This is a genomic window from Mycolicibacterium aurum (genome assembly GCF_900637195.1).
GTDB classification, from domain to species: Bacteria; Actinomycetota; Actinomycetes; order Mycobacteriales; family Mycobacteriaceae; genus Mycobacterium; species Mycobacterium aurum.
The window spans coordinates 4,003,591-4,025,691 of record NZ_LR134356.1 but is presented as its reverse complement, the minus strand read 5'-3'; the positions used below and the strand labels follow the sequence as shown (position 1 = coordinate 4,025,691).

22 protein-coding genes are annotated in these 22,101 nt (G+C 66.7%); 9 read left to right on the top strand and 13 right to left on the bottom strand.

All coding sequences use genetic code 11. The features are described 5' to 3' along the window. Positions 1-2: 2 nt before the first annotated feature. From EL337_RS18740 to iolC, 7 genes are read right to left on the bottom strand one after another with little or no spacing between them, the layout of a single operon-like run. Positions 3-1,496 carry a CoA-acylating methylmalonate-semialdehyde dehydrogenase gene (locus EL337_RS18740; protein WP_048632094.1) on the bottom strand — a complete coding sequence of 498 codons (1,494 nt, stop codon included), beginning with the start codon at positions 1,494-1,496 and terminating at the stop codon, positions 3-5. A 24-nt stretch (positions 1,497-1,520) separates the two neighbouring features. Further along, positions 1,521-2,537 (bottom strand): Gfo/Idh/MocA family protein, encoded by a 1,017-nt coding sequence (locus EL337_RS18735; protein WP_048632095.1) that lies wholly within the window; start codon positions 2,535-2,537, stop codon positions 1,521-1,523. Next, complete coding sequence (locus EL337_RS18730) at positions 2,534-3,442, bottom strand: sugar phosphate isomerase/epimerase family protein (RefSeq protein WP_048632096.1); 909 nt, start codon at positions 3,440-3,442, stop codon at positions 2,534-2,536. Before EL337_RS18730 ends, EL337_RS18735 begins: the two co-directional genes overlap by 4 nt. A 9-nt stretch (positions 3,443-3,451) precedes the next feature. Continuing rightward, on the bottom strand, positions 3,452-5,401 hold the full coding sequence (gene iolD / locus EL337_RS18725; protein ID WP_048632097.1) for a 3D-(3,5/4)-trihydroxycyclohexane-1,2-dione acylhydrolase (decyclizing): 1,950 nt from the start codon (positions 5,399-5,401) through the stop codon (positions 3,452-3,454). A 4-nt stretch (positions 5,402-5,405) separates the two neighbouring features. Continuing rightward, a complete protein-coding gene (gene iolB / locus EL337_RS18720) occupies positions 5,406-6,293 on the bottom strand; it encodes a 5-deoxy-glucuronate isomerase (protein WP_048632098.1) in 888 nt (295 codons plus the stop codon). Continuing rightward, a complete protein-coding gene (locus EL337_RS18715) occupies positions 6,290-7,174 on the bottom strand; it encodes a Cgl0159 family (beta/alpha)8-fold protein (RefSeq protein WP_048632099.1) in 885 nt (294 codons plus the stop codon). Before EL337_RS18715 ends, iolB begins: the two co-directional genes overlap by 4 nt. Continuing rightward, entirely contained in the window at positions 7,167-8,135 is a 969-nt protein-coding gene (gene iolC, locus EL337_RS18710; protein WP_048632100.1) for a 5-dehydro-2-deoxygluconokinase, read from the bottom strand. Before iolC ends, EL337_RS18715 begins: the two co-directional genes overlap by 8 nt. Positions 8,136-8,292: 157 nt before the next feature. Between iolC and EL337_RS18705 the strand changes: the two genes are divergently transcribed. Continuing rightward, entirely contained in the window at positions 8,293-9,024 is a 732-nt protein-coding gene (locus EL337_RS18705; protein ID WP_048632158.1) for a GntR family transcriptional regulator, read from the top strand. Between the two features lie 24 nt (positions 9,025-9,048). On the opposite strand, the gene EL337_RS18700 is transcribed toward EL337_RS18705, so the two are convergent. Further along, positions 9,049-9,831 carry a TIM barrel protein gene (locus tag EL337_RS18700; RefSeq protein WP_048632101.1) on the bottom strand — a complete coding sequence of 261 codons (783 nt, stop codon included), beginning with the start codon at positions 9,829-9,831 and terminating at the stop codon, positions 9,049-9,051. Next, positions 9,828-10,799 carry a Gfo/Idh/MocA family oxidoreductase gene (locus EL337_RS18695; RefSeq protein WP_048632102.1) on the bottom strand — a complete coding sequence of 324 codons (972 nt, stop codon included), beginning with the start codon at positions 10,797-10,799 and terminating at the stop codon, positions 9,828-9,830. Before EL337_RS18695 ends, EL337_RS18700 begins: the two co-directional genes overlap by 4 nt. 107 nt (positions 10,800-10,906) lie before the next feature. Here EL337_RS18695 and EL337_RS18690 point away from each other — a divergent pair, with 107 nt between their 5' ends. From EL337_RS18690 to EL337_RS28765, 6 genes are all read left to right on the top strand, one after another. Then, complete coding sequence (locus tag EL337_RS18690; RefSeq protein WP_048632103.1) at positions 10,907-11,899, top strand: LacI family DNA-binding transcriptional regulator; 993 nt, start codon at positions 10,907-10,909, stop codon at positions 11,897-11,899. Positions 11,900-12,064: 165 nt separating this feature from the next. Next, positions 12,065-13,051, top strand: coding sequence for a substrate-binding domain-containing protein (locus tag EL337_RS18685; RefSeq protein WP_048632104.1), 987 nt, complete (start codon positions 12,065-12,067; stop codon positions 13,049-13,051). A 31-nt stretch (positions 13,052-13,082) separates the two neighbouring features. Next, on the top strand, positions 13,083-14,141 hold the full coding sequence (locus EL337_RS18680; RefSeq protein ID WP_048632105.1) for an ABC transporter permease: 1,059 nt from the start codon (positions 13,083-13,085) through the stop codon (positions 14,139-14,141). Between the two features lie 4 nt (positions 14,142-14,145). Then, positions 14,146-14,970: an ATP-binding cassette domain-containing protein gene (locus EL337_RS18675; RefSeq protein WP_048632106.1), complete on the top strand. Its 825-nt coding sequence runs from the start codon at positions 14,146-14,148 to the stop codon at positions 14,968-14,970. A gap of 79 nt (positions 14,971-15,049) precedes the next feature. Then, positions 15,050-15,523, top strand: coding sequence for an SRPBCC family protein (locus tag EL337_RS18670; protein WP_048632107.1), 474 nt, complete (start codon positions 15,050-15,052; stop codon positions 15,521-15,523). Positions 15,524-15,630: 107 nt separating this feature from the next. After that, on the top strand, positions 15,631-15,777 hold the full coding sequence (locus tag EL337_RS28765) for a hypothetical protein (RefSeq protein WP_157866314.1): 147 nt from the start codon (positions 15,631-15,633) through the stop codon (positions 15,775-15,777). Positions 15,778-15,783: 6 nt separating this feature from the next. Here the strand turns inward: EL337_RS28765 and EL337_RS18665 are convergent, their stop codons facing one another. The 4 genes from EL337_RS18665 to EL337_RS18650 are packed head-to-tail and all read right to left on the bottom strand — an operon-like array spanning position 15,784 to position 19,797. Continuing rightward, entirely contained in the window at positions 15,784-16,746 is a 963-nt protein-coding gene (locus EL337_RS18665; protein ID WP_048632108.1) for a Gfo/Idh/MocA family protein, read from the bottom strand. After that, the gene (locus tag EL337_RS18660; RefSeq protein WP_048632109.1) at positions 16,743-17,612 is read right to left on the bottom strand and encodes a sugar phosphate isomerase/epimerase family protein; all 870 of its coding nucleotides are present in this window, start codon (positions 17,610-17,612) and stop codon (positions 16,743-16,745) included. Before EL337_RS18660 ends, EL337_RS18665 begins: the two co-directional genes overlap by 4 nt. After that, positions 17,609-18,622, bottom strand: coding sequence for a Gfo/Idh/MocA family protein (locus tag EL337_RS18655; protein WP_048632110.1), 1,014 nt, complete (start codon positions 18,620-18,622; stop codon positions 17,609-17,611). Before EL337_RS18655 ends, EL337_RS18660 begins: the two co-directional genes overlap by 4 nt. After that, on the bottom strand, positions 18,619-19,797 hold the full coding sequence (locus EL337_RS18650) for a phytanoyl-CoA dioxygenase family protein (RefSeq protein WP_048632111.1): 1,179 nt from the start codon (positions 19,795-19,797) through the stop codon (positions 18,619-18,621). Before EL337_RS18650 ends, EL337_RS18655 begins: the two co-directional genes overlap by 4 nt. Before the next feature lie 80 nt (positions 19,798-19,877). Between EL337_RS18650 and EL337_RS18645 the strand changes: the two genes are divergently transcribed. Beyond that, a complete protein-coding gene (locus EL337_RS18645; RefSeq protein ID WP_048632112.1) occupies positions 19,878-20,882 on the top strand; it encodes a LacI family DNA-binding transcriptional regulator in 1,005 nt (334 codons plus the stop codon). A 113-nt stretch (positions 20,883-20,995) separates the two neighbouring features. After that, complete coding sequence (locus EL337_RS18640) at positions 20,996-21,820, top strand: PfkB family carbohydrate kinase (protein ID WP_048632113.1); 825 nt, start codon at positions 20,996-20,998, stop codon at positions 21,818-21,820. Positions 21,821-22,101 lie beyond the last annotated feature (281 nt).

Below are 22,101 nucleotides of genomic sequence, written 5' to 3'. Positions count from 1 at the left end.
TGTCAGGCGTTTTCGGGGAAGCCGAGGTTGATGCCGCCGTGGCTGGGGTCGAGCCAGCGTTGGGTGATGGCTTTTTGGCGGGTGAAGAAGTTGACGCCGTCCATGCCGTGGGCGTGGCTGTCGCCGAAGAGGGAGTTTTTCCAGCCGCCGAAGCTGTAGTAGGCCATGGGGACGGGGATGGGGACGTTGATGCCGACCATGCCGACCTGGACTTCGTTTTGGAAGCGGCGGGCGGCGCCGCCGTCGTTGGTGAAGATCGCGGTGCCGTTGCCGTAGGGGTTGGTGTTGATCAGCTCCAGGGCTTGGTCGTAGGTGTCGACGCGCACGACGGAGAGGACGGGGCCGAAGATTTCGTCGGTGTAGACGCTCATCTGTGGGGTGACGTTGTCGAGCAGGGTGGGGCCGAGCCAGAAGCCGTCTGCGGCGCCGTTGGCGGTGACGGTGCGGCCGTCGACGACGACTTTGGCGCCGTCGGCTTCGCCGGCGTCGATGTAGGAGGCGACTTTGTCGCGGTGGGCTTGGGTGACCAGGGGGCCCATGTCGGAGTCTCCTGCGCCGTCGCCGATTGTGAGGTCGGTGGTGCGTGCGGCGATTTTGGCGACCAGGTCGTCGGCGATCGGGCCGACCGCGACGGCGGCGCTGATGGCCATGCAGCGTTCTCCGGCGGAGCCGAAGCCGGCGTTGACCATGGCATCGGCGGCCAGGTCCAGGTCGGCGTCGGGCAGGATCACGGCGTGGTTTTTCGCCCCGCCCAGGGCTTGGACGCGTTTGCCGGCGGCGGTGCCGGTGGCGTAGACGTATTGGGCGATGGGGGTGGATCCGACGAAGGACACCGAGGCGATCTTGGGGTTGGTCAGCAGTTCGTCGACGGCGGTCTTGTCGCCGTGCAGGACGTTGAACACCCCGGCGGGGAGGCCGGCTTCGGCCCACAGCGCGGCGATCCACAGTGCGGCGGTGGGGTCTTTTTCTGAGGGTTTGAGTACGACGGTGTTGCCGCAGGCGATGGCGATGGGGAAGAACCACATCGGGACCATGGCGGGGAAGTTGAAGGGGGAGATGACTCCGACCACGCCCAGGGGTTGGCGGATGGAGTAGACGTCGACCTTGGTGGAGGCGTTTTCGGTGAATCCGCCTTTGAGGAGGTGGGGGATGCCGCAGGCGAACTCGACGACTTCCTGGCCGCGCGAGACTTCGCCGAGGGCATCGGAGACCACTTTGCCGTGCTCGCTGGTGATGATCTCGGCGAGTTCACCCTTGCGCTCGTTCAACAACTCGCGGAATTTGAACAGGATCTGAGTCCTCTTGGCCAGCGAGGTGTCACGCCACTGCGGGAACGCTGCAGCGGCGGCATCGATGACCACACGCGCGTCCTCCACCGACGCCAACGCCACCTGCCCAGTCGTCTCACCCGTAGCCGGATTCGTCACCGCAGCAGTCGCACTGCTCGCGCCAGCGAAGGCCTCGTTGTTCACCCAATGCGAAATCGTGGCGGTCATCGTCTTCTTTCTGCTGTCTCGGTTTCAGGGACGGTCCGCGAGCTGCACATCGACGGGCAGTCCGGTATCGAGTGATTCGACGCCGGCGGCGCACACGGCCGCAGCCGCATAGCCGTCCCACGCCGTCGGTCCATCCGTGTAGGTCCCCGTTGTGCCGCCGGTCCGCACGGCGTCGACCCAGCGCTGGATCTCGGTGTCGTAAGCGCGGCCGAAACGCTCACGGAAGCCAGGAGTGATCTGACCGCCCCAGGTTCCCGGTGCGGACTTGCGGATCAGCCCCATGTCCAATCCGATCATCGCGCTGCCCTTCTCGCCGACCACTTCGGTGCGCACTTCGTAGGCCACGCCGGTGGTGACGAACAGCTCCACGTCAACGTGCTTGCCCGACACGGTGCGCAGGATGGCGATCTGAGGATCGATGACGCCTTCGGGCGCACCAGGATTCGAGAATGGCTTGACGATCTGGACGCTGGCGATCTCCTCGTCGAACAGGAATCTCGTCACGTCCACCTCGTGCACGAGGGAGTCCTTGACGATCAGCGAGCTGTCGAAGTACGACGGGACGTCGGCATTGCGGTGCACGCAGTGCATGACCAGGGGTCGCCCCAGCTCACCGCCGTCCAGCAGCGCCTTCAGGCGCATGTACTCCTCGTCGAAGCGACGCATGAATCCGACCTGGATCAACGGGTGATCCAGCTGGGCCTCGCGCCTGACGATCTCCAGCGACGTGGAAACATCCGTGGTCAGGGGCTTTTCGCACATCACGGGCTTACCTTGCTCCAGGCAGGCCAGCAGTTGCTTCTCGTGCGTACTTCCCGGTGTGGCCAGCAGCACGGCGTCGACGCCTGGGTCGGCGATCGCGTCCAACGGGTCGGCGATCGCCCGGCAGCCGTCGATCTGCGACGCGATCTGCTCGGCCTTCTCGTGAACGTAGTCGTTGACCACAGACACCCGCGCTCCCGAGATCCGGGACGTAATCCGTGCGACGTGATCGGCGCCCATCACGCCCACACCGAGGACGGCGACGCGCAAGTCGGTCATGGTCGGAACCTCACGGAGGGGATGCCGCAGGACGCGAGGTAGTTGCGGGTGCGTTGGGCGATGGGCAGGGGTGCCTCGACGGCGCAGGGGTACATGTCCTGCTCGACGATCGCGAACACATCGATGCCGAGTCTCTCGATCTCGGCCAGCAGCGGTGGCATGTCAGGGATTCCCAGCGGCGGCTCGGTCATCGCCCCCAGCCGTACGGCCTCACCGAAGGGCAGGTCCTGGGCCTCTACTTTGGCCCGCACCTGCGGGTCGACCTGCTTGAGATGCAGATACCCGATTCGCTCGGGGGCCCGGCGGATGATCGCAATGTTGTCTCCACCGCAGTAGGAGATGTGCCCGGTATCCAGGCACAGGTTCACGAACCTGCTGTCGGTGCCGTCGAGGAAGCGGTAGACATTGTCTTCGGTGTCGACGTGGGAATCGGCGTGCGGATGGTATTGCGCCCGCACCCCGTAGGTCTCGAACATCGCCTTGCCGAGATCGTTCATGCCGCCGGTCTTCCTGGCCCACTGCTCGGGGCTCAAGTCGCGGTCTTCGAGTACCGCCCCGGTGGCGGCGTCGCGCCACATCTCCGGAATCACCACCACATGCTTGCCACCGACCGCAGCGGTCAGCCTCGCGACGTCCTGGATCTGCTTCCACACCGCATCCCATGACCCCTCTTGGTGCAGGTGTTCGAAGACAGTGCCGGCCGAGAGCTTGAGCCCCCGCGAGCCGAGCTCATCGAGCAACTGGGATGGGTCGGTCGGCAGATAGCCGTACGGCCCCAACTCGATCCACTCATACCCCGACTCGGCCACCTCGTCGAGGAACCGCGTGTACGGCGTCTGCTGCGGATCGTCGGGAAACCACACACCCCACGAATCGGGGGCCGAACCAACCAAGATCGAAGGCATTGCGCTTCCTCAGCGATCGGAGGGGTTGATCAGCGGCCGCTGGACTTTCTTCCAGTCGGCGTACCGCTGGTAGGCCTGCTGCGTCGACTCCAATGTCGAGACCTCGCTGACCGGGACGTCCCACCAGGAGTGGCTGTCTGGGGCGAAGATCATCGGATCGGTCTCGACGTGGATGACCGTTGTATGGTCGCTGGCCTTGGCGACCTTGACGGCGTCGGCGAACTCGGCGGCCGTCGTCACCCGGATGACATCGGCACCCAGGCTCGCCGCGTTGGCCGCCAGGTCCACCGGTAGCTTGTCACCGTCCAGACGGCCGTCTGCGCCTCGGTACCGGTAGGCGGTGCCGAATCGTTGGGAGCCAAGCGATTCCGACAGACCTCCGATGGATGCGAAGCCGTGGTTCTGCACCAGTACCGGGATGACCTTGACACCCTCCTGGACCGCGGTCACCAACTCGGTGGCCATCATCAGATACGAGCCGTCGCCGACCATGATGAACACGTCGCGATCGGGAGCGGCCATCCGCACCCCGATACCGCCGGCGATCTCGTAACCCATGCAGGAGAACCCGTACTCGACGTGATAGCCCTTGCGATCACGCATCCGCCACAACTTGTGCAGATCGCCGGGCATCGAACCGGCCGCGCACACCACGACATCGCGAGGGTCGGACAGCGTGTTGACCAACCCGATCACCTGGTTCTGGTTCAGCGCCGCGCCGTCTTCGGTGCGATAGGCCTCGGAGACGGTGTCGTTCCATTCGGTGACCAGATCGTTGATGCGGCTGGTGTATTCGTCGCTGACCGAATAGTCGCCGAGCAGAGCGGTGAGCGCTTCGAGCGCTTCGCGGGCGTCGGAGACGACGCTGATGCCGCCCTGCTTGACCGAGTCGAGCGAGGCCACGTTGATGTTGACGAACCGCACGTCCGGATTGTTGAACGCGGTGCGCGACGCCGAGGTGAAGTCGCTGTAGCGGGTGCCGATGCCGATGATGACGTCAGCGTCGCCGGCCAGCGCGTTGGCGGCGGTGGTGCCGGTGGATCCGACGGCACCGACCGATCGGGGATCGTCGTGCAGTAGTGAGCCTTTACCGGCCTGGCTCTCGCACACCGGAATACCGGTCGTGGCGGCGAACTGTGCCAGCGCATCGCTTGCCCCGGAGTAGATGACGCCGCCACCCGCCACGATCAGCGGCTTGCTCGCCGAGCGGATCACCTCCGCGGCCCGGGCGATCACCGAGCGCTCCGGCAGCGGCCTGCTGATGTGCCAGGTGCGCTCGGCGAACAGCGACACCGGCCAGTCGTGGGACTCGGCCTGGACGTCCTGGGGCAGGGCCACGGTCGCCGCTCCGGTCTCGGCGGGATCGGTCAGCACGCGCATCGCGCCCAGCAGCGCGGCAGGGAGTTGCTCCGGTCGCCACACCCGGTCGAAGTACCTCGACAGCGGCTTGAAGGCATCGTTGACGGTGACGTCGCCGCTGGACGGCAACTCCAGCTCCTGCAGCACTGGCGAACTCACCCGGGTCGCGAAAGTGTCGGCGGGCAACAGCAATACCGGCAGCCGGTTGATCGTCGCCAGGGCGGCGCCGGTGAGCATGTTGGTCGAACCGGGACCGACGCTGGCGGTCACCGCCCACGCCTGCCTGCGGTCCTGCTGCCGGGCGTACCCCACCGCGGTGTGCACCATGGCCTGCTCGTTGCGGCCCAGTACATACGGAAGGCCCGGTTCCGTGGACGCTTCTGCTGCGTCGATCTCGTCCTGCAGCAGTGCCTGACCGATCCCGGCCACATTGCCGTGGCCGAAGATGCCCAGGCAACCGGCGAAGAACTTGTGGCGCTCGCCGTCGTACTCGACGTACTGGTTGGCGAGAAAGCGCACGGTCGCCTGAGCGACGGTGAGGCGCACGGTCGGTTCCTGGTCGACGAGCTTGTCCGTCGACTTCGGCGCGGTGGACACCATATGGTCATTCTTCTTTCTGGGCCGAGGACAGCGACGAGGCGGTGAACGGAAGTCGCGGATCGATCTCCTGATGTTCCCAGCTGCCGCGCAGCCAGGTGTGAGACGGATCGTCGCAGATGAGCCAGGCCCGAGTGGGGCCGGAGCCTGCCATCACGTTGAGGTAGTACATGTGGTGGCCGGGAGCCGCGATGGAGGGACCGTGGTAGCCGTGCGGGACCAGCACGACATCGCCCGTGCGGACCTCTTCGAGCACCTCGATGGGACGCTCCGGGGTGCCGTACACCCGGTGGTACCCGAATCCCGGTGTGCCCGCTGGGCTGTCGTCCACCTCGAAGTAGTAGATCTCCTCGAGTTGGGTTTCCACCTCGGTGTTCTCGTCGTGTTTGTGCGCCGGATAGCTCGACCAGTTGCCGCCCGGCGTGATGACCTCGCACGCGATCAACGAGTCCGCCTCGAACGCCGTGGCGGTGCCGAAGTTGTGTACCTGCCGGCTGCAATTGCCCGCGCCGCGCAGCTCGACGGCCACATCGGCGGCCGCGACCCGGCGGTTGGGCAACGATGTCGCCGCGCGGGCGCCGCAGATCGCGATGCGCCCGTGGCCGGTGAGGGTGTAGGCCTGGTTGATCCCTAGGTACACCATGTCGGCAGGACCATCGAACACCGAAGCACGGGGCGACAATTCGAAGGTCTCGCCACTGCTCTCGACGGTTCCCCCGCCCGCGAGCGGCAGGATCATCACTTCGTTGTCGTCGGTGGTCAGCGACACCGACCCACGATCCCCGAGATCGACGACGTGCAGCGAAGACTCGGCCCAGCCGGCGTCCTCGGGGGTGATCGCGACCGTGAACGGTGCCGTAGCGCTGTTGGCGGGTACGTACAACGTCGAGTTCATCGGATCATCGCCACCGCGGTCGCGACGGCCGAGCTCACATCGTCGTCGGCCGGGTACAGCAGGGTGCGGCCGACGATCAGGCCGCGCACCGAGGGCAGCGCCAGCGCTTTCTCCCAGCTGGCGAACGCCTCGTCAGGATCGGCCGGATCACCGCCCAGCAGCAGCGTCGGCATGGTGGTGGACTCCATCACCCGGTCCATTTCTTCGACCACCGGCAGCTTCATCCACGTATAGGCCGAAGTGGCGCCGAGCCCCTGGCCGATGTGCACCGACTTGATGACGGCGTCGGGGGACAGGTCGTTGCGGACCTTGCCGTTCACCCGGGACGACATGAACGGTTCCAGCATCGCGATCAGACCGTGCGCGGCGAGCTCGTCGACGGCCTTGGCACACGCAGCCAGCGTGGCCACGGTACCTGGATCGTCGAGGTCGATGCGGCACAGCATCTTTCCGCCGTTCATGTTCGCTGCCGCGGTCGACGCCGCGGTGGCACCGGTCATGCGGTCGTCGAGCTCGAACGTCGATCCGGCGAGTCCGCCCCGGTTGAACGAGGAGAACACGACCTTGTCCTCCAACGCGCCCAGCAGCACCAGATCGTCGAGGATGTCCGAGGTGGCCAGGACGCCGTCGACGCCCGGGTCGGCCAGGGCGGCGCGCAGGCGGTCCAGGAGATCGGTGCGGCTGTTCATCGCTGTCGGCCGGGACCCGACGGAGAGGGCGCCGCGGGCGGGGTGGTCGGCGGCGACGATCATCAGCCTGCCGTTGCCGCGCACTGTCGGCCGGGCCGAGCGGTGGTCCCACGCGCGGGCTACCGCGGCGGGATCGGTGGCCCGAATCTCGGTGATCGCGGCGTAGTCGGTACACAGTGGTGTCTCAGACATTCACGGCCTCCACGGCGGTCTGCTCGGCGAGCTCGGCCACTTCAGCGGCGGTGGGCATGGCGGTCGAGCATTCGAGGCGGCCCGCGACGATGGCGCCGGCAGCGTTGGCGTACCGCAGGGTCTTCTCCAGCGACCATCCGTTGAGTAGTCCATGGCACAGGCTGCCGCCGAACGCATCGCCGGCTCCCAGGCCGTTGACCACGTCAACCTCATTGGGCGACACGGTGATCGCACTGTGACGCGTCTTGCCGAGAACACCGCGGGGGCCCTGCTTGACGATCGCGAGCTCGACACCCAGATCGAGCAACGCGTCCGCGGCCTTGTGGGGGTTGGATTCACCCACCGCGATCTCGCACTCCTCGCGGTTGCCCACGGCGACGGTGACGTGCGCCAGCGCTTTCTGCACCTGTTCGGTGGCAGCGGCGGGCGTGGCCCAGAACATCGGGCGGTAGTCCAGGTCGAGTACGGTCAGCGGTGCGCGCCCGCGGGCCGACCAGGCTGCGAAATGCGCGCTGCGGCTTGGCTCTTCGGACAGTCCGGTGACTGTCGACCAGTACAGCCGCGCCCCGCGCACCGCGTCGGCGTCGATCTCGTCGGCGGTGATCTGCAGGTCGGGGGCGCTGGGCTTGCGGTAGAAGTACAGCGGGAAGTCGTCGGGCGGGAAGATCTCGCAGAACGTCACCGGGGTGGGGAACTCGCCGTGCGTGCTGACAAAGCGGTTGTCGACATCGAGGCGGGCGAGTTCGTTGCGCACGTAGCGGCCGAAGGGGTCGTCGCCGACTCCGGAGATCAAGGCCGAGTGGTTGCCCAGGCGCGCCGCGGCGACCGCGACGTTGGCCGCGCTGCCGCCGAGGAACTTGCCGAATGTCTCGACGTCCTCGAGGCCGACTCCGACTTGAAGTGGGTACACGTCGACGCCGCTGCGCCCGATGGCGAGCACGTCGTATGGCTGGTTGGTCATCGCAAGTCACTCCGACGGAATAGGTGTGGGTGGCTGGGTAAGACTGTGCCCCGGGTCACGCCGCCATGTCAATAGTTTGTCCTGACATTCTGTCTTTTACCCATCCGATGTTAGTATTCAGCTACCTTGTGTGGACCAACTCGAGATCGGAGCCGCCGTGCCTCTGACAGTGGAGCTCGACAGGTCAAGCCCTGTTCCCCTCTACTATCAGCTCGCCCAGGCGATCGAGGCCGCCATCAGGGACGGCGAACTCAGCCCCGGTGACCGATTCGAGAATGAGCTTGCATTGGCCAAGCGGCTGACACTGTCACGCCCGACCACCCGCCGGGCCATCCAGGAGCTCGTCGACAAGGGCCTGCTGGTGCGCAAGCGGGGCGTCGGCACGCAGGTGGTGCAGAACCCCGTACATCGACGCGTCGAACTGACCAGCCTGTTCGACGATCTCGCACGCGCCGGCCAGGAGCCCACCACCCGGCTGCTCAAGTATCACGTCGGCCCGCCCGACGAAGAGGTTGCGCGGGAACTCAATCTCGCCGAGGGCCGCGAAGTGGCATCGATCCACCGGTTGCGCTGCGCCAACGGAGAACCGCTGGCGTTGATGATCAACCACCTGCCGGTCGAGATCGCCCCGGACGCCGACGAGTTGGAGAGCAACGGCCTCTACCAGTCGCTGCGCGCCCGCGGTGTCCACATCCGGCTGGCGCGTCAGCGCATCGGGGCGCGCAGCGCGACCCGTGCGGAGGCGCAACTGCTCGACGAGAAGCCCAATGCGCCTCTGCTCACCATGGCGCGCACCGCGTTCGACGATTCCGGTGCGGCGGTGGAGTTCGGTAATCACGGCTACCGGGCGTCGCGCTATTACTTCGACACCACGCTCGTCGACCGCTGACCGATCCCGCCGTGTCGGCCGACGTCAGGAGAAGGCGGCCCGGAACGCATCCAGTGCCGCATCGCTGCCCGCGACCCCTGGCCGCGATGCCCATGCCTCCATGCCGATCGTGCCCGTGTAGCCGATCCCTCGTAGCGCCTCGGCGATCGCCGGGTAGCTGATCTCGCCGGTGCCGGGCTCGCACCGGCCGGGCACGTCGGCCACCTGAATCTCGCCGATGGCTTCACCGCAGCGGCGCACCAGTTCGATCAGGTTCCCTTCGCCGATCTGCGCGTGATAGAGGTCCAGCATCATCTTGACGTTCGGGTGGCCCACGCCCTCGATGAGCGCCAGGGTGTCTTTCGCACGAGCCAGCGGGACGCCAGGATGGTCGACGATCGTGTTGAGGTTCTCCACGGTGAACGTGACGCCGGCGGCGGCACCCAGGTCGCCGAGCCGCTCCAGGGTGCGCGCAGCGGTCAGCCACATCTGACCGGTGGTGCGTCGACGCGGCCGGGCGGCCTGCCCGTCGACCAGTTCGGCAGTGTGCAGGTTGAGGCGGGTAACGCCCAGTGTCTCAGCGGCTTTGATGCTCAACTCGGCGGTTCGGAGCACCTCGTCACAGTTCTCGGGGTCGATCAGGTCGCCGTGCAGATAGCCGGTCATCGATGTGAACGTGGCGCCGGTCGCGGCCAGCGCTGCCAGGTCCTTGTCGTGCCAGCTCCAGATCTCCACCGCCAAGTTTCGCTCCTGGATCCTCCTGACCCGGTCGAGGATTGGGAGGTCGGTGAAGACCATCTCCGAACACACCGCCAGCTGGAAGCTCACGTCACCGCTCCTTCGAGCACCACCGGCGCCTGGTGTTCCACTGATTCTCGTGCAGCCAAGGCGATTTCGAGAGCAATTCGGGCATCGATCCCGTTCACCGATGGTTCGACACCCGCCTGGACGCTGTCGACGAAGTGGGCGAACTGCGCCACGTACGCGTCGTGGAAGAGCTCGACGTTGGCACCACCTGCCTGCTCGGGAGCGCGTCCGGCCTGCAGGATGCCGTCGGAACCGAACACCTCGCCGCGCACGTCGTAGCCGTAGACGGCCGAGAAGCTGGCTTCGGCGACGGCGAAAGCCCCGTTGTCGAACCGGATCTGCACCACCGAGGTGTCCAGGAAACCCTGCCCGGCGAACTGCGGGTGGATCAGCGCATCGGCCTGGGCGTACACCTCGGTCACGCGCGCCCCCGGGTTGAGCCAGCACAGCGTGTCGAAGTCGTGGATGAGCGTCTCGTTGAAGATGGTCCACGGCTTCACCCGGGCGGCGACCTCGACCGAGATGCCGGGATCGCGCGTGAGCGAGCGCAGCAGCTGCGGTGTGCCGATCGAGCCCTCGACAATGCGGGTGCGCATGTCGGCGAAGTCGGTGGCAAAGCGACGGTTGAACCCCACCTGCAGTGCCACGCCGGCGTCCCGTGCTGCAGCGATCGCGCGGTCGGCATCATCGAGCGTCAGGGCCATCGGCTTCTCGCAGAACACGTGCTTGCCGGCCCGTGCCGCGGCGACGACCAGATCGGCGTGGGTTGCGGCGGGGGAGCAGATCGCGACAGCCTCGACGGACGGATCGGCGATGAGCTCCATCGGATCCTGGTAACTGCGTAGTGCCGAAAGGCGTTCCGCTGCACCAGGTACCGGATCGGCGACAGCGACAAGGCGCGTGTTGGGTAGGCGGTGCGCCAACGTCTCGGCGTGGAATGTACCGATCCAGCCGGCGCCGATGAGGCCGAAGGACAGCGGGGTCGACATGGTGGTTTCTCCGAATCTGGTTACACCGACTAGAACGTTCTAGTACGTTAAGCGGCGCGACCCGAATCCGTCAACGCCGATGACTAAAACGTTCTAGGCTGATCCCCGTGCAACGCAGACCGACGCTCGCCGACGTGGCCGAACGGGCCGGCGTGTCCAGGGCGCTGGTCTCGATCGTGATGCGGGACGTTGCGGGGGCCAGCGACCAGACGCGGGAGCGGGTCCGGCGCGCGGCCGACGCGATCGGCTACCGCCCGGACCCCCGGGCCCGCAGGCTGCGCCAGCACCGGACCAGGCTGATCGGGCTCACGTTCGAGGCGGGCCAGGAGTTCCACGCCGACCTTGTCGACGGCGTCTATTTGGCAGCTGACACACAGGGGTACGACGTCGTCCTGAGCGCCGTCACCCCGCACCGCGACGAACCGCGGGCGCTGCGGACCCTGATCGACGACCGCTGCGAGGGACTGGTGGCGATCGGGTCCCGATTGCCGGCGCGTGAGCTCACCGAACTGGCGTCCCGGGTGCCGCTGGTGGTTCTGACACGACGTGTGCGTGGTGTGGACGCGGTGCGCAGCGATGACGTCGCCGGCGCGATGGCAGGGATGGAACACCTGGTGGGACTGGGACACCGCCGCATCGTGTACCTCGACGGGGGTCGGGCCCCGGGCGCGGCCGAGCGCCTGAGGGGGTACCGGAAAGCGGCCAAATCGGCGCAGCTGCCCGAGATGGTGTGCCCGGGCGGGCTCACCGAGCGCGAGGGAGCGGCGGCCGCGATGGCGATGCTGGAGTCCAGGCAATTGCCCGAGGCGGTGTTCGCGTTCAACGACCGGTGCGCGCTCGGCGTGCTCGACGTCTTCATCCGGTCGGGAGTTCCTGTCCCACAGCAGGTTTCGGTCATGGGATTCGACGACAGCCCGTTGGCGGGCCTCGCCCACATTCAATTGACGACAGTCCGCCAGGACAGCGCCGGGCTTGCCTCGGCGGCGGTGGAGCGGATGGTGGCCCGCATGGACGGGGTGGTCACCGGCGGGTCTGCGGTCGATATCGTACGTCGGCCGACACTCGTCGTGCGTGGGTCGACTGCGGCGTCAACGCGCTGATCTGCGCGGATGTACCGGACATATGACTTGCGGTCCTAATGTCAGGACAAAGTCTTGACTTTCCGGTGTGAGGCGTATTACATCACCTGTGAGGCGTGTCGCCCGGCACAGACCCGCACGCGGTCGACGAGGGCGTCGCGACAGTCTCGACGACAAGGAGAAGCAATGACGTTCAAGCGGCTCGCGGCGTTCGCCGGGGCGGGCGTTCTGGCGTTCGGAATCGTGTCGTGCTCGTCGACCGGGGGAGCGCCCGAGCAGTCCGGAGAAGGCGGCGGTGGCGGTGGCGTCGACACGCCCCGGATGACGATCGCCATGATCACGCACGAGGTGCCCGGGGACTCGTTCTGGGACCTCATCCGCAAGGGTGCCGAGACCGCGGCGAAGAAGGACAACATCGAGTTGCGCTACTCGAACGATCCCGAGGCACCCAACCAGGCGAATCTGGTGCAGAGCGCCGTCGACAGCGATGTGGACGGCATCGCCGTCACGCTGGCCAAGCCCGACGCGATGAAGGCGGCGATCGCAGCGGCCGAGGCCAAGGGCATCCCGGTGGTCGCGTTCAACGCGGGTATGGACGCGTGGGAGCCGATGGGGGTCAAGGAATACTTCGGACAGGACGGCCGCATCGCCGGTCAGGGTGTCGGCGACCGGTTGCGCACCGAAGGCGCGACCAAGTCGATCTGCATCATCCAAGAGCAGGGCCACGTCGACCTGGAGGCGCGCTGCGCCGGTGTCAAGGAGACCTTCCCCGCCACTGAGATCCTGAACGTCAACGGCAAGGACATGCCGTCGGTGGAGTCCACCATCACCGCCAAGCTGCAGCAGGATCCGAGCATCGACTACATCGTCGCGCTCGGTGCACCGTTCGCGCTGACGGCCGTGCAGTCGGCGAAGAATGCCGGCAGCACTGCCAAGATCGGCACGTTCGACACCAATGCCGCGCTGGTGGAGGCGATTCAAAACGGCGACGTCCAATGGGCCGTCGACCAGCAGCCCTATCTGCAGGGCTACCTGGCCGTCGACTCGCTGTGGCTCTACCTGACCAACGGCAACATCATCGGTGGCGGAGCGCCGACGCTGACGGGGCCCGCGTTCATCGACAAGTCGAACATCGATGCGGTGGCGGAGTACGCAAAGGGCGGGACCCGCTGATGAGCGCTCGCGCGAAGAACGGAGCGGAGAAGTGACCACCAAGGAGGCGCTCGACGTCGCCGACCACAAGGTCGTCCGGGACGAGCGCGTCAAGGAGCGGAACCGGCTGCAGCGCCTGCTGATTCGGCCCGAGATGGGCGCCGGCATCGGCGCGATCGGCATCTTCGTCTTCTTCCTGGTGGTCGCGCCGCCGTTCCGCGAGGCATCCTCGCTGGCGACCGTGCTGTACGCCAGCTCGACCATCGGGATCATGGCGTGCGGTGTCGCGGTTCTGATGATCGGCGGGGAATTCGACCTCTCCGCCGGTGTCGCCGTGACGTTCAGTTCGCTGGCGGCCTCGATGCTGGCCTACAACCTGCACCTCAACCTGTGGATGGGTGCGTTGCTGGCGCTGATCCTGGCGCTGGGAGTCGGCTTCCTCAACGGATTCCTGGTTATGAAGACGCGAATTCCCAGCTTCCTAATCACGCTGAGTTCGTTCTTCATGCTCGCGGGTATCAACCTCGCCGTCACGAAGCTGGTCGCCGGCCAGGTTGCCACGCAGAGCGTGAGCGATATGGCGGGTTGGGACTCCGCGCAGAAGGTGTTCGCATCGTCCTTCACCGTCGCCGGCGTGAGCGTGCGCATCACCGTGGTGTGGTGGCTGGTGTTCACCGCGGTCGCCACCTGGGTGCTGTTCAAGACCAAGATCGGCAACTGGATCTTCGCCGTCGGCGGCGACGCGGACAGTGCCCGCGCCGTGGGTGTTCCGGTCACCAAGGTCAAGATCGGCCTGTTCATGTTCGTCGGGTTCTGCGCCTGGTTCGTCGGCATGCACCTGCTGTTCGCCTTCAACACCGTGCAGTCCGGCCAGGGCATCGGCAACGAGTTCTTCTACATCATCGCCGCGGTCATCGGCGGATGTCTGTTGACGGGTGGCTACGGCACCGCGATCGGTGCGGCGATCGGCGCGTTCATCTTCGGCATGACCAACCAGGGCATCGTGTACGCGGGCTGGGACCCTGACTGGTTCAAGTTCTTCCTCGGCGCGATGCTGCTGTTCGCGGTGATCGCCAACAACGCCTTCCGCAACTACGCAGCGAAGAAGTGATTCGATGACCATCTCAGTCGAAAAGCCAAGCAACGACGCGCAAGCCGGGGGCAAGGTACCGCTGGTCGAGCTCAAGGACGTCGGCAAGTCGTACGGCAACATCACCGCGCTCAAAGGCATCAGCCTGCGGGTGCATGCGGGTGAGGTGACCGGGATCCTCGGCGACAACGGCGCGGGGAAGTCCACGCTGATCAAGATCATTGCCGGGCTGCACCAGCAGACCGAAGGTGATCTTCTGGTCGACGGCGAGCCCGTCAAATTCGGTTCACCGGCCGAGGCGCTCGGCAAGGGCATCGCCACGGTGTACCAGAACCTCGCGGTCGTTCCGTTGATGCCGGTGTGGCGCAACTTCTTTCTCGGGCAGGAGATCCGGAAGAAGTCGTTCCCGTTCTCGTTGGACGCCAACGCGATGCGCGCGACCACTCTCACCGAGTTGTCCAAGATGGGCATCGAACTCCCTGATGTCGATGCACCGATCGGCTCGCTCTCGGGCGGTCAGAAGCAGTGCGTCGCGATCGCCCGGGCGGTGTTCTTCGGGGCGAGGGTGTTGATCCTGGACGAGCCGACGGCAGCGCTGGGCGTCAAGCAGTCCGGGGTGGTGCTGAAGTACATCACCGCGGCCAAGGAGGCCGGGTTCGGCGTGGTGTTCATCACCCACAACCCGCACCACGCGCACCTTGTGGGTGACCACTTCGTCCTGTTGAACCGCGGCCGGCAGAAGCTGGACTGCGCCTACGACGACATCACCCTGGAGCACCTCACCCAGCAGATGGCAGGCGGCGACGAGCTTGAGGCTCTGTCGCACGAGCTGCGCGCCTCGAAGAACTGACGACGTCGACAAAAAAGACATCGACTCCGCGGACCCCGCCGGCCGATTGGTCGACGGGGTCTCCGGGTACGTGGGCCGTATGAGTATCTCCACCGTGAAGACAGAAGATGCCGGTCCGAAGACGGTCAGCCGCAGCGTGCAGGTCTCGGCGCCGATCGCCGACCTCTTCGACCTGATCGCCGACCCACACCGGCACCCTGAGATCGACGGGTCCGGCACCGTCCGCGACATCGATGTCAAAGGTCCGCACCGGCTGACCACCGGGGACAAGTTCACCGTCGGGTTGACCCAGTACGGACTGCCGTACAAGATCACCTCGAAGGCCACAGCGGTCGAAGAGAACCGGGTGGTCGAATGGGAGCACCCGCTCGGCCATCGCTGGCGCTGGGAACTCGCCGAGGTCGGTCCCGGCGCGACCAAGGTCACCGAGACGTTCGACTACTCGACGGCGAAGGTGCCGTTCGTCATCGAGCTCATCGGTTTCGACAAGAAGAACGCCGAGGGCATCGAGTCCACGCTGACGTCGCTGGCCGAACGCTACGACGTGCACTGACCGATATCTGGGCCGGCCCTGCCGGTCACGAAGGGTTCATGGTCTCGACATTGTGTCGGTGCCGCTGTCGGCGGGCCGGCATGCCGTATGCGCGGCACAATGGATTCATGGACAGTGATCGCGCACCTTCCGCGCATGCACCCGTCTGGCGTGACCCGCTGTCGGCGGGATGGCGTGCCCATCGCAACCTCCTGCTGCTCCGCCTGCGCTGGCACGAGCGGCGCACGACTGCCGGGCAGGCCGAGCACGCCTGACAGCAGCTAACGGGGCTGCATGCCCGCCGCGCGGTAGGCGTCGTCGATCAGCGCCATGTTGGCCACCGCGTCCGCGGTGTCCAGCGGTGCCGGCGTCCCGCGCAGCACAAGGTCGGCGAACGCCTCCAGCTGGTAGCTGTACGACGTGCGGGTGCCGTGATGCTCGACCGTGGTGCCGTCCTGGGTCTGCAGGGTCAGCCTGTCGTCCTCGTGCGGCTTGATGAAGTTGTGGACGAATGCCTCTCCGCGATCGCCGATCACCCGCAGCGTGAACGAGTGCTCCTGCTCCACCATCGAATTGGTGGACAGCCCGGTGAGGCCGGACGGGTAGACGACCTCCACGTCGAACGACTCGTCCACACCGGGGCTGCGTTGCACCGCGGTGCCCGCGACGACGGCCGGCTCGCCGAACTTGCGCAGGATGTGCAGGCCGTAGCAGCCCAGGTCCATCAGCGCGCCGCCGGCGAGATCCAGTGACCAGCGCGGATCGTCGGGCTGCGGCGCGGGCATGCCCATCCGGACCTCGACCCGGATCAGTTCACCCAGGGTCCCGTCACCGGCCAGGGACAGCGCCCGCTGTGTCGCCGGGTGGAACAGATAGTGAAAGCCCTCCATCACCGGCACGCCGGCGGCTTCGGCGGCGGCCGCGACGCGCGCGGCCTCGTCGCGGTTGCGGGCGAACGGCTTCTCCGTCAACACCGGTTTGCCGGCCTCGACGGCGGCCAGGTTCCACGGTGCGTGCAACGAGTTGGCGAGCGGGTTGTACACGACATCGACCTCTGGGTCGGTGACGACGTCCTGGTAGGTCGGCGCCACCCGCTCGACGCCATACTTGTCGGCGAAAGCCTGCGCCCGCAACGGATCACGCGCCGCAACCACGACCAGACGATGGCCCAGGTCCCGCGCCGGCCCGACGATCGCCGACTCGGCGATGCGCGAGGCGCCCAGGACTCCGATGCGCAGGGTCACGAGACCACGCTGGCGGCGCCCTGAAGGAACGCCACGCTGGCCAGCACGTCGGCCAGGGGTCCGTCACCCTGCGGTTCGGCCACCAGGATGTTGTCCTGCTCCATCACATACCAGCCGTCGAAACCGTTGTCCTCCAACGCCTTGATGATGCCCGCGATATCGACGTCACCCGCGCCGAGAGGGACGTACATCCCGGCCGCCACCGCCTGGGTGTAGGTCAACTCGCCGGACTGCACCTTGGCGGCCAGTGCCGCGTTGACGTCCTTGAGGTGGGCGTGCTTGATCCGCTCGGGCACCTCCCGCGCCAGCGCCAGCGGATCCGTGCCACCGATGAGCAGATGGCCGGTGTCCAGGCACAGTGGGATACGCGAGCCGGTCAGTACCCGGTCCACCTCGGGCCGGGTCTCCACCATGGTGCCGACGTGCGGGTGCAGCACGGCGGTCAGGCCGCGGGCGGCGATGATGTCGGCCAGCCGATCGAGGTTCGACAGCAGTGTGTGCCAGTGTGATTCGTCCAGGGCCGGACGTTCGTCGTAGCCGTCCTGACCGGTCGCCGCGGCCAGCACCACCACTCCTGCTCCGGCCGCGACCAATGACTCCAACGGTCCGGCGAGGTCGTCGGCCGGGTCGTGATCGGCCTTGTACAACACCACCGGGACGAATCCGCCGACACAGGCCAGTCCGTAACCGTCGAGCAGTTCCACCAGCTCGACGGTGTCGGTGGGGAGGAAGCCCTCCGGGCCCAGTTCGGTGGCGGTCAGGCCTGCCTCGCGCATCTCGGTCAGCACGCGATCGGAGCTGAGCTGGTAACCCCAGCCGGGAACCTCGCACACACCCCAGGAAATCGGTGCACCCGCGATCTTCACTGCTGCATCTCCTTCACCGACTCGATCGATACCGGCGCGCCGCGGCGCAGCGATTCGGTGGCTGCCTCGGCGATCCACGCGACCTCTACGGCGTCGGCGACGGTCGCGCCCTGGTTAGGTCCACCCTTGACGAGTTCGACGAACGCACCCAGCTCGGTCCGGAACGCCTCGGTGAACCGGTCCATGAAGAAGTGGTGCGGCGCGCCCGAGGGGAAATCCGTTGCCGGATCGGTATTGAGTACCGGTACTCCCTGATCCCATCCCGCGACGACGGTGTCCTCGAACCCGTGCACCTCCAGGCGGCAGTCGTAGCCGCGGCCGTTGTAGCGGGCCGCGGACACCAGCCCGAGAGCGCCTCCGTCGAAACGCACCACGATGGCCGCGGTGTCGACGTCGCCGTACTCGGTGAACAGCGGGTCGCCCTGGACGCTGCCGGTGGCGTACACGTCGACCACGTTCTGCCCGGTGACCCAGCGGATCGCGTCGAAATCGTGCACGGCGCAGTCGCGGAAGATCCCACCGGAGCCCTTGATGTAGTCCATCGGCGGGGGAGCGGGGTCCATCGTCGTGCTGCGGACGGTGTGCAGCGCGCCCAGCGACCCGCCGTCGACTGCCTGCTTGGCGGCGGCGAACGCGGCGTCGAAGCGACGCTGATAGCCCACCTGCACGGGAACCTCGGTGCGGGAGATGAGTTCGGCGAGACGCGCGCTCTCGACCGCCGTCGAGGCGATGGGCTTCTCGCAGAACGTCGGCAGGCCGCGCTCGACCGCTGCCAGTGTCAGCTCGGCGTGCGCCGGCGTCGCAGCCGCGACCACCACGCCGTCGATACCCGAGGACAGCAGCTTTTCTACCGAGTCCACCGGTGTCGCACCGTATTTCGTGGCAACCTGCGCGACGACGTCCGGACGTTCGTCGGTGATCACGAGGCCGGAGACCTGCGCGAGGTTGCTCAGCGTCTCGGCATGGAACGCGCCGATCCTGCCGAGGCCGATGAGGCCGAGGGTGGTCATGGGTTTCTCCGTTCGTTCTGCTCGCGAAGTGCGATGTCGAGTTCCTGCTCGGTGAGGTTCTTGTCCAGTGCGTCGAGCACCGTGTCGACCTGGCTGGGCGGCGCCAGGCTGCCGATCGGCTGATCGCTGTCGAGGTTGGTCGGAAACGCATAGCCCTCGGCGGTCGCGACGACGACATTGTCGAGGTCGCGGCGCGAACGACCCGCGGCCTGCATCGCCCGCAACGCCGGATAGACCGCGCGCACCATCGCGGTGCGGTCCATTGCCTCCATGGCCCGCCCGAACGGAGAGCTGATCTGCATCAGGTTCGCGATCCGCCGGACATCCTTCGAGAAGTTGGTTCCCGCTCCGTGATACAGCGCGGGGTTGAAGAACACCGCGTCCCCCTTGCGCAACGACAACTGCACGTGGTTGGCGGCGAAGTAGTCGATGAACTCGGGTCGGTTGAACGCGATGTATCCGCCCGCGAACCGCTGCGAATGGGGAAGCAGCATGGTGGGGCCACTCTCGACCGGCATGTCGCAGTGGGCGACGGCGCCCTGCAGGGTCAGCACCGCAGAGGTTCGGTGCAGGTGTGCCGGGTAGGCCGCGAGATGATCGTCGGGGACGAAGCCGAGGTGGTAGTCGCGATGCGGAACCTGAGCCTGCCCACCGGGATTGACGACGTTGACCTGCGAGGTGACCTGGTACCGCGGTCCCAGCCACGCCTGGCAGACCAGCGCGAGCGCGTCGCTGGCGTAGTACTCGGCGAACACCTCGGGGTCGTGCAGGGCCAGTTTCTGCGCGGCGTTCCAGATCCGGTCGTTGGCGCCGGGCTTGCCGAAGTGGTCGCCGGCCGCCTGGCCTGCCGCGCGCTGCGCCTCGATGATCGCGAAGAACGCCGCGCTGGCACGGTCGACGACGGCGGTGCCGAACGCCTGGGTGAACACGACGACGCCGGGGCCGTCGGCCAGCGCGCGGATCAGCTCCGCCTGCACTGCGCGCCGATCCTCGGCCTGCGTCACAGTGAGTGCGGAGTAGACGACGACGTTGCCGCGCACGTCGTCTGCATACGGGTAGTCGGCGAGTTCGGTTGTGCATTCGACCTCGGCGCGGAAGGCCTGCAGGTCGAAGTCGGACTCGTCGAGCCACTGCCCAGGCGAGGTGCGGCCCGCTGTCCGGTTTGGTGTTGCCATGGCCGCTAGTCTTGCTGTGATCGGCACCGCAATCAACGGCAGAAAACCATCAAAAACACCTCACGAGGAAGGCGCCCCGAGTGCCACACCGCTACAAGGTGCGCGAGATCGCGCAGCAGTCGGGGCTCAGCGAGGCGACGGTCGATCGCGTCCTGAACAACCGGCCCGGGGTGCGGGAAAACACCGTGGCCGAGGTCAATCAGGCGATCGCCGACCTGGACAAACAGCGGGCTCAACTACGTCTGAACGGGCGCCGCTATCTGATCGACGTCGTCATGCAGACCCCGACGCGTTTCTCGGATGCGTTCCGCGCCGCCGTCGAGGCCGAACTGCCGGCGTTCGCGCCGGCGATGGTGCGGGCCCGGTTCCATCTCTGGGAGTCGGGCTCGACGGCGCAGATGGTCGAGGCCCTCTCGCGTCTGCGCGGCAGTCACGGCGTGGTGCTCAAGGCCCAGGACGACCCGGTGGTCGCCGAGGCGATCGACCGTCTCGTCGACACCGGGGTCCCCGTGGTGACGTATGCGACGGACGTGCCGGCAAGTTCGCGGTGTGGCTATGTCGGCATCGACAACCACGGCGCCGGCGTGACGGCGGCCTACCTGGTGCAGCAATGGCTCGGCAGTTCCCCTTCCGGTGTGTTGATCACGCTGAGCCGCACCGTGTTTCGTGGCGAGGGGGAGCGCGAGGTCGGATTCCGTTCGGCGTTGCGCGCGTCGGGTCGATCCGTTGTCGAGGTCAGCGGCAGCGACGGCATCGACGCGACCAACGAGCGTCTGGTGCTGGAGGCGCTCGAAGCCAATCCCGGAGTCGAGGCGGTCTACTCGGTGGGCGGCGGCAACGTGGCAACCGTCGCCGCATTCGACAGGATCGGACGCGCCTGCAAGGTGTTCGTCGCCCACGATCTCGACGCCGACAACGTGCGGCTGCTGCGCGACGGCCGGATCTCGGCGGTACTGCACAACGATCTACGCGCCGACGCGCGCCTGGCGCTGCGGTTGATTCTGCAGGAGCGCGGGGCGTTGCCCGTCGAGCCGGTCAGACCGGTCCCAATTCAGGTGATCACGCCGTACAACGTCCCGATCTGACCGCGGAATCGTCGAATCACAGGAATCCTCGCTACCATTTGCCCCTCACGGTGTCGAGAACGCGCCGACCAATTCCAGGAGATCGATCGGTGTCGCGACAGCTTGTCAACGGGGTGACCGTCCTGGGCAACCTGGCGATCGACATCATCAACGGTGGGCCGAGGAGCCCGGGTGGGTGCGCCTCCTTCGCGGGTGTGGCGCTCGAAGCCTCAGGTGCCACGGGCCGCATCGTGGGCATGGGCGCCGAGCGCGACCACGTGCTGTTCGACGCGCTGCGCGAACGGTTCAACGGTCTGGTCGAGGTGCTCCCGTCGGATCGCACGAGTGCATTCCGGTTGGACTACGACGACGTCGACCACCGCCACATGGCGGTTGATGCGATCGGACCGGTCTGGGGCGCCGCCGAGGTGGAGGCCGCCGACCCCGACACCACGTGGGTGCATCTCGCCCCGCTGTTGCGCACGGACTTTCCGGCCGAGACGCTGGCGTTACTGTCCGCGCGCGGACATCGCGTCGCCTACGACGGGCAGGGCCTGGTGCGGGCCGATCGCCTGGGACCGCTGGTCGAAGACCGGCATTTCCCCCCCGATCTACTGCTGCACTTAGACGTCCTCAAGCTGGCGGAGGACGAGGCCGTCGTCGTGGCCGACGGTCCATTCGACGCTGCGGTCGCCGAGCGCCTCGGGGTCCCCGAGATCGTGGTGACCTACGGGTCGGAGGGCTGCGACATCTACACCGAAGGCACTGTCACCCGCGTACCCGCCGCGTGGCGCGTCCTGGACGTGCAGACCACCGGTGCCGGCGATATGTTCACCGCCTGCTACGTCGCCAATCGCGCGGCAGGCGCCGAACCGCGCCGGGCGGCCGAACAGGCGAGCAAGCTCGTCGCGGAGGAGCTGGAGAACCGGCGTCGGGTGGCGTCCGCCCAACTCGCCTGACGTCGCGGAGGGTGCCGGCCGGCGAACAACCCTGAGTCTTAGAGAATGACATTCTCCAGAAAGTGACCAAGACCACAATATCTTGCACTTGGGCGCGTCGCGGCGGTCTTGAGCTGTGGTTTCGCTCCAAGTTAACTTGCGGGTAACCAGTGCGCCCTTTTTCGTGCTGCCTAAGAGCAGTGCAATAATCGGTACTCCCAGTGACAGAAACATTTGGGTAGCCACTACGTGTCGGTGCGGCATGCTCGTCGCGGCATCACACGGCGACTCGTGGCGGCACA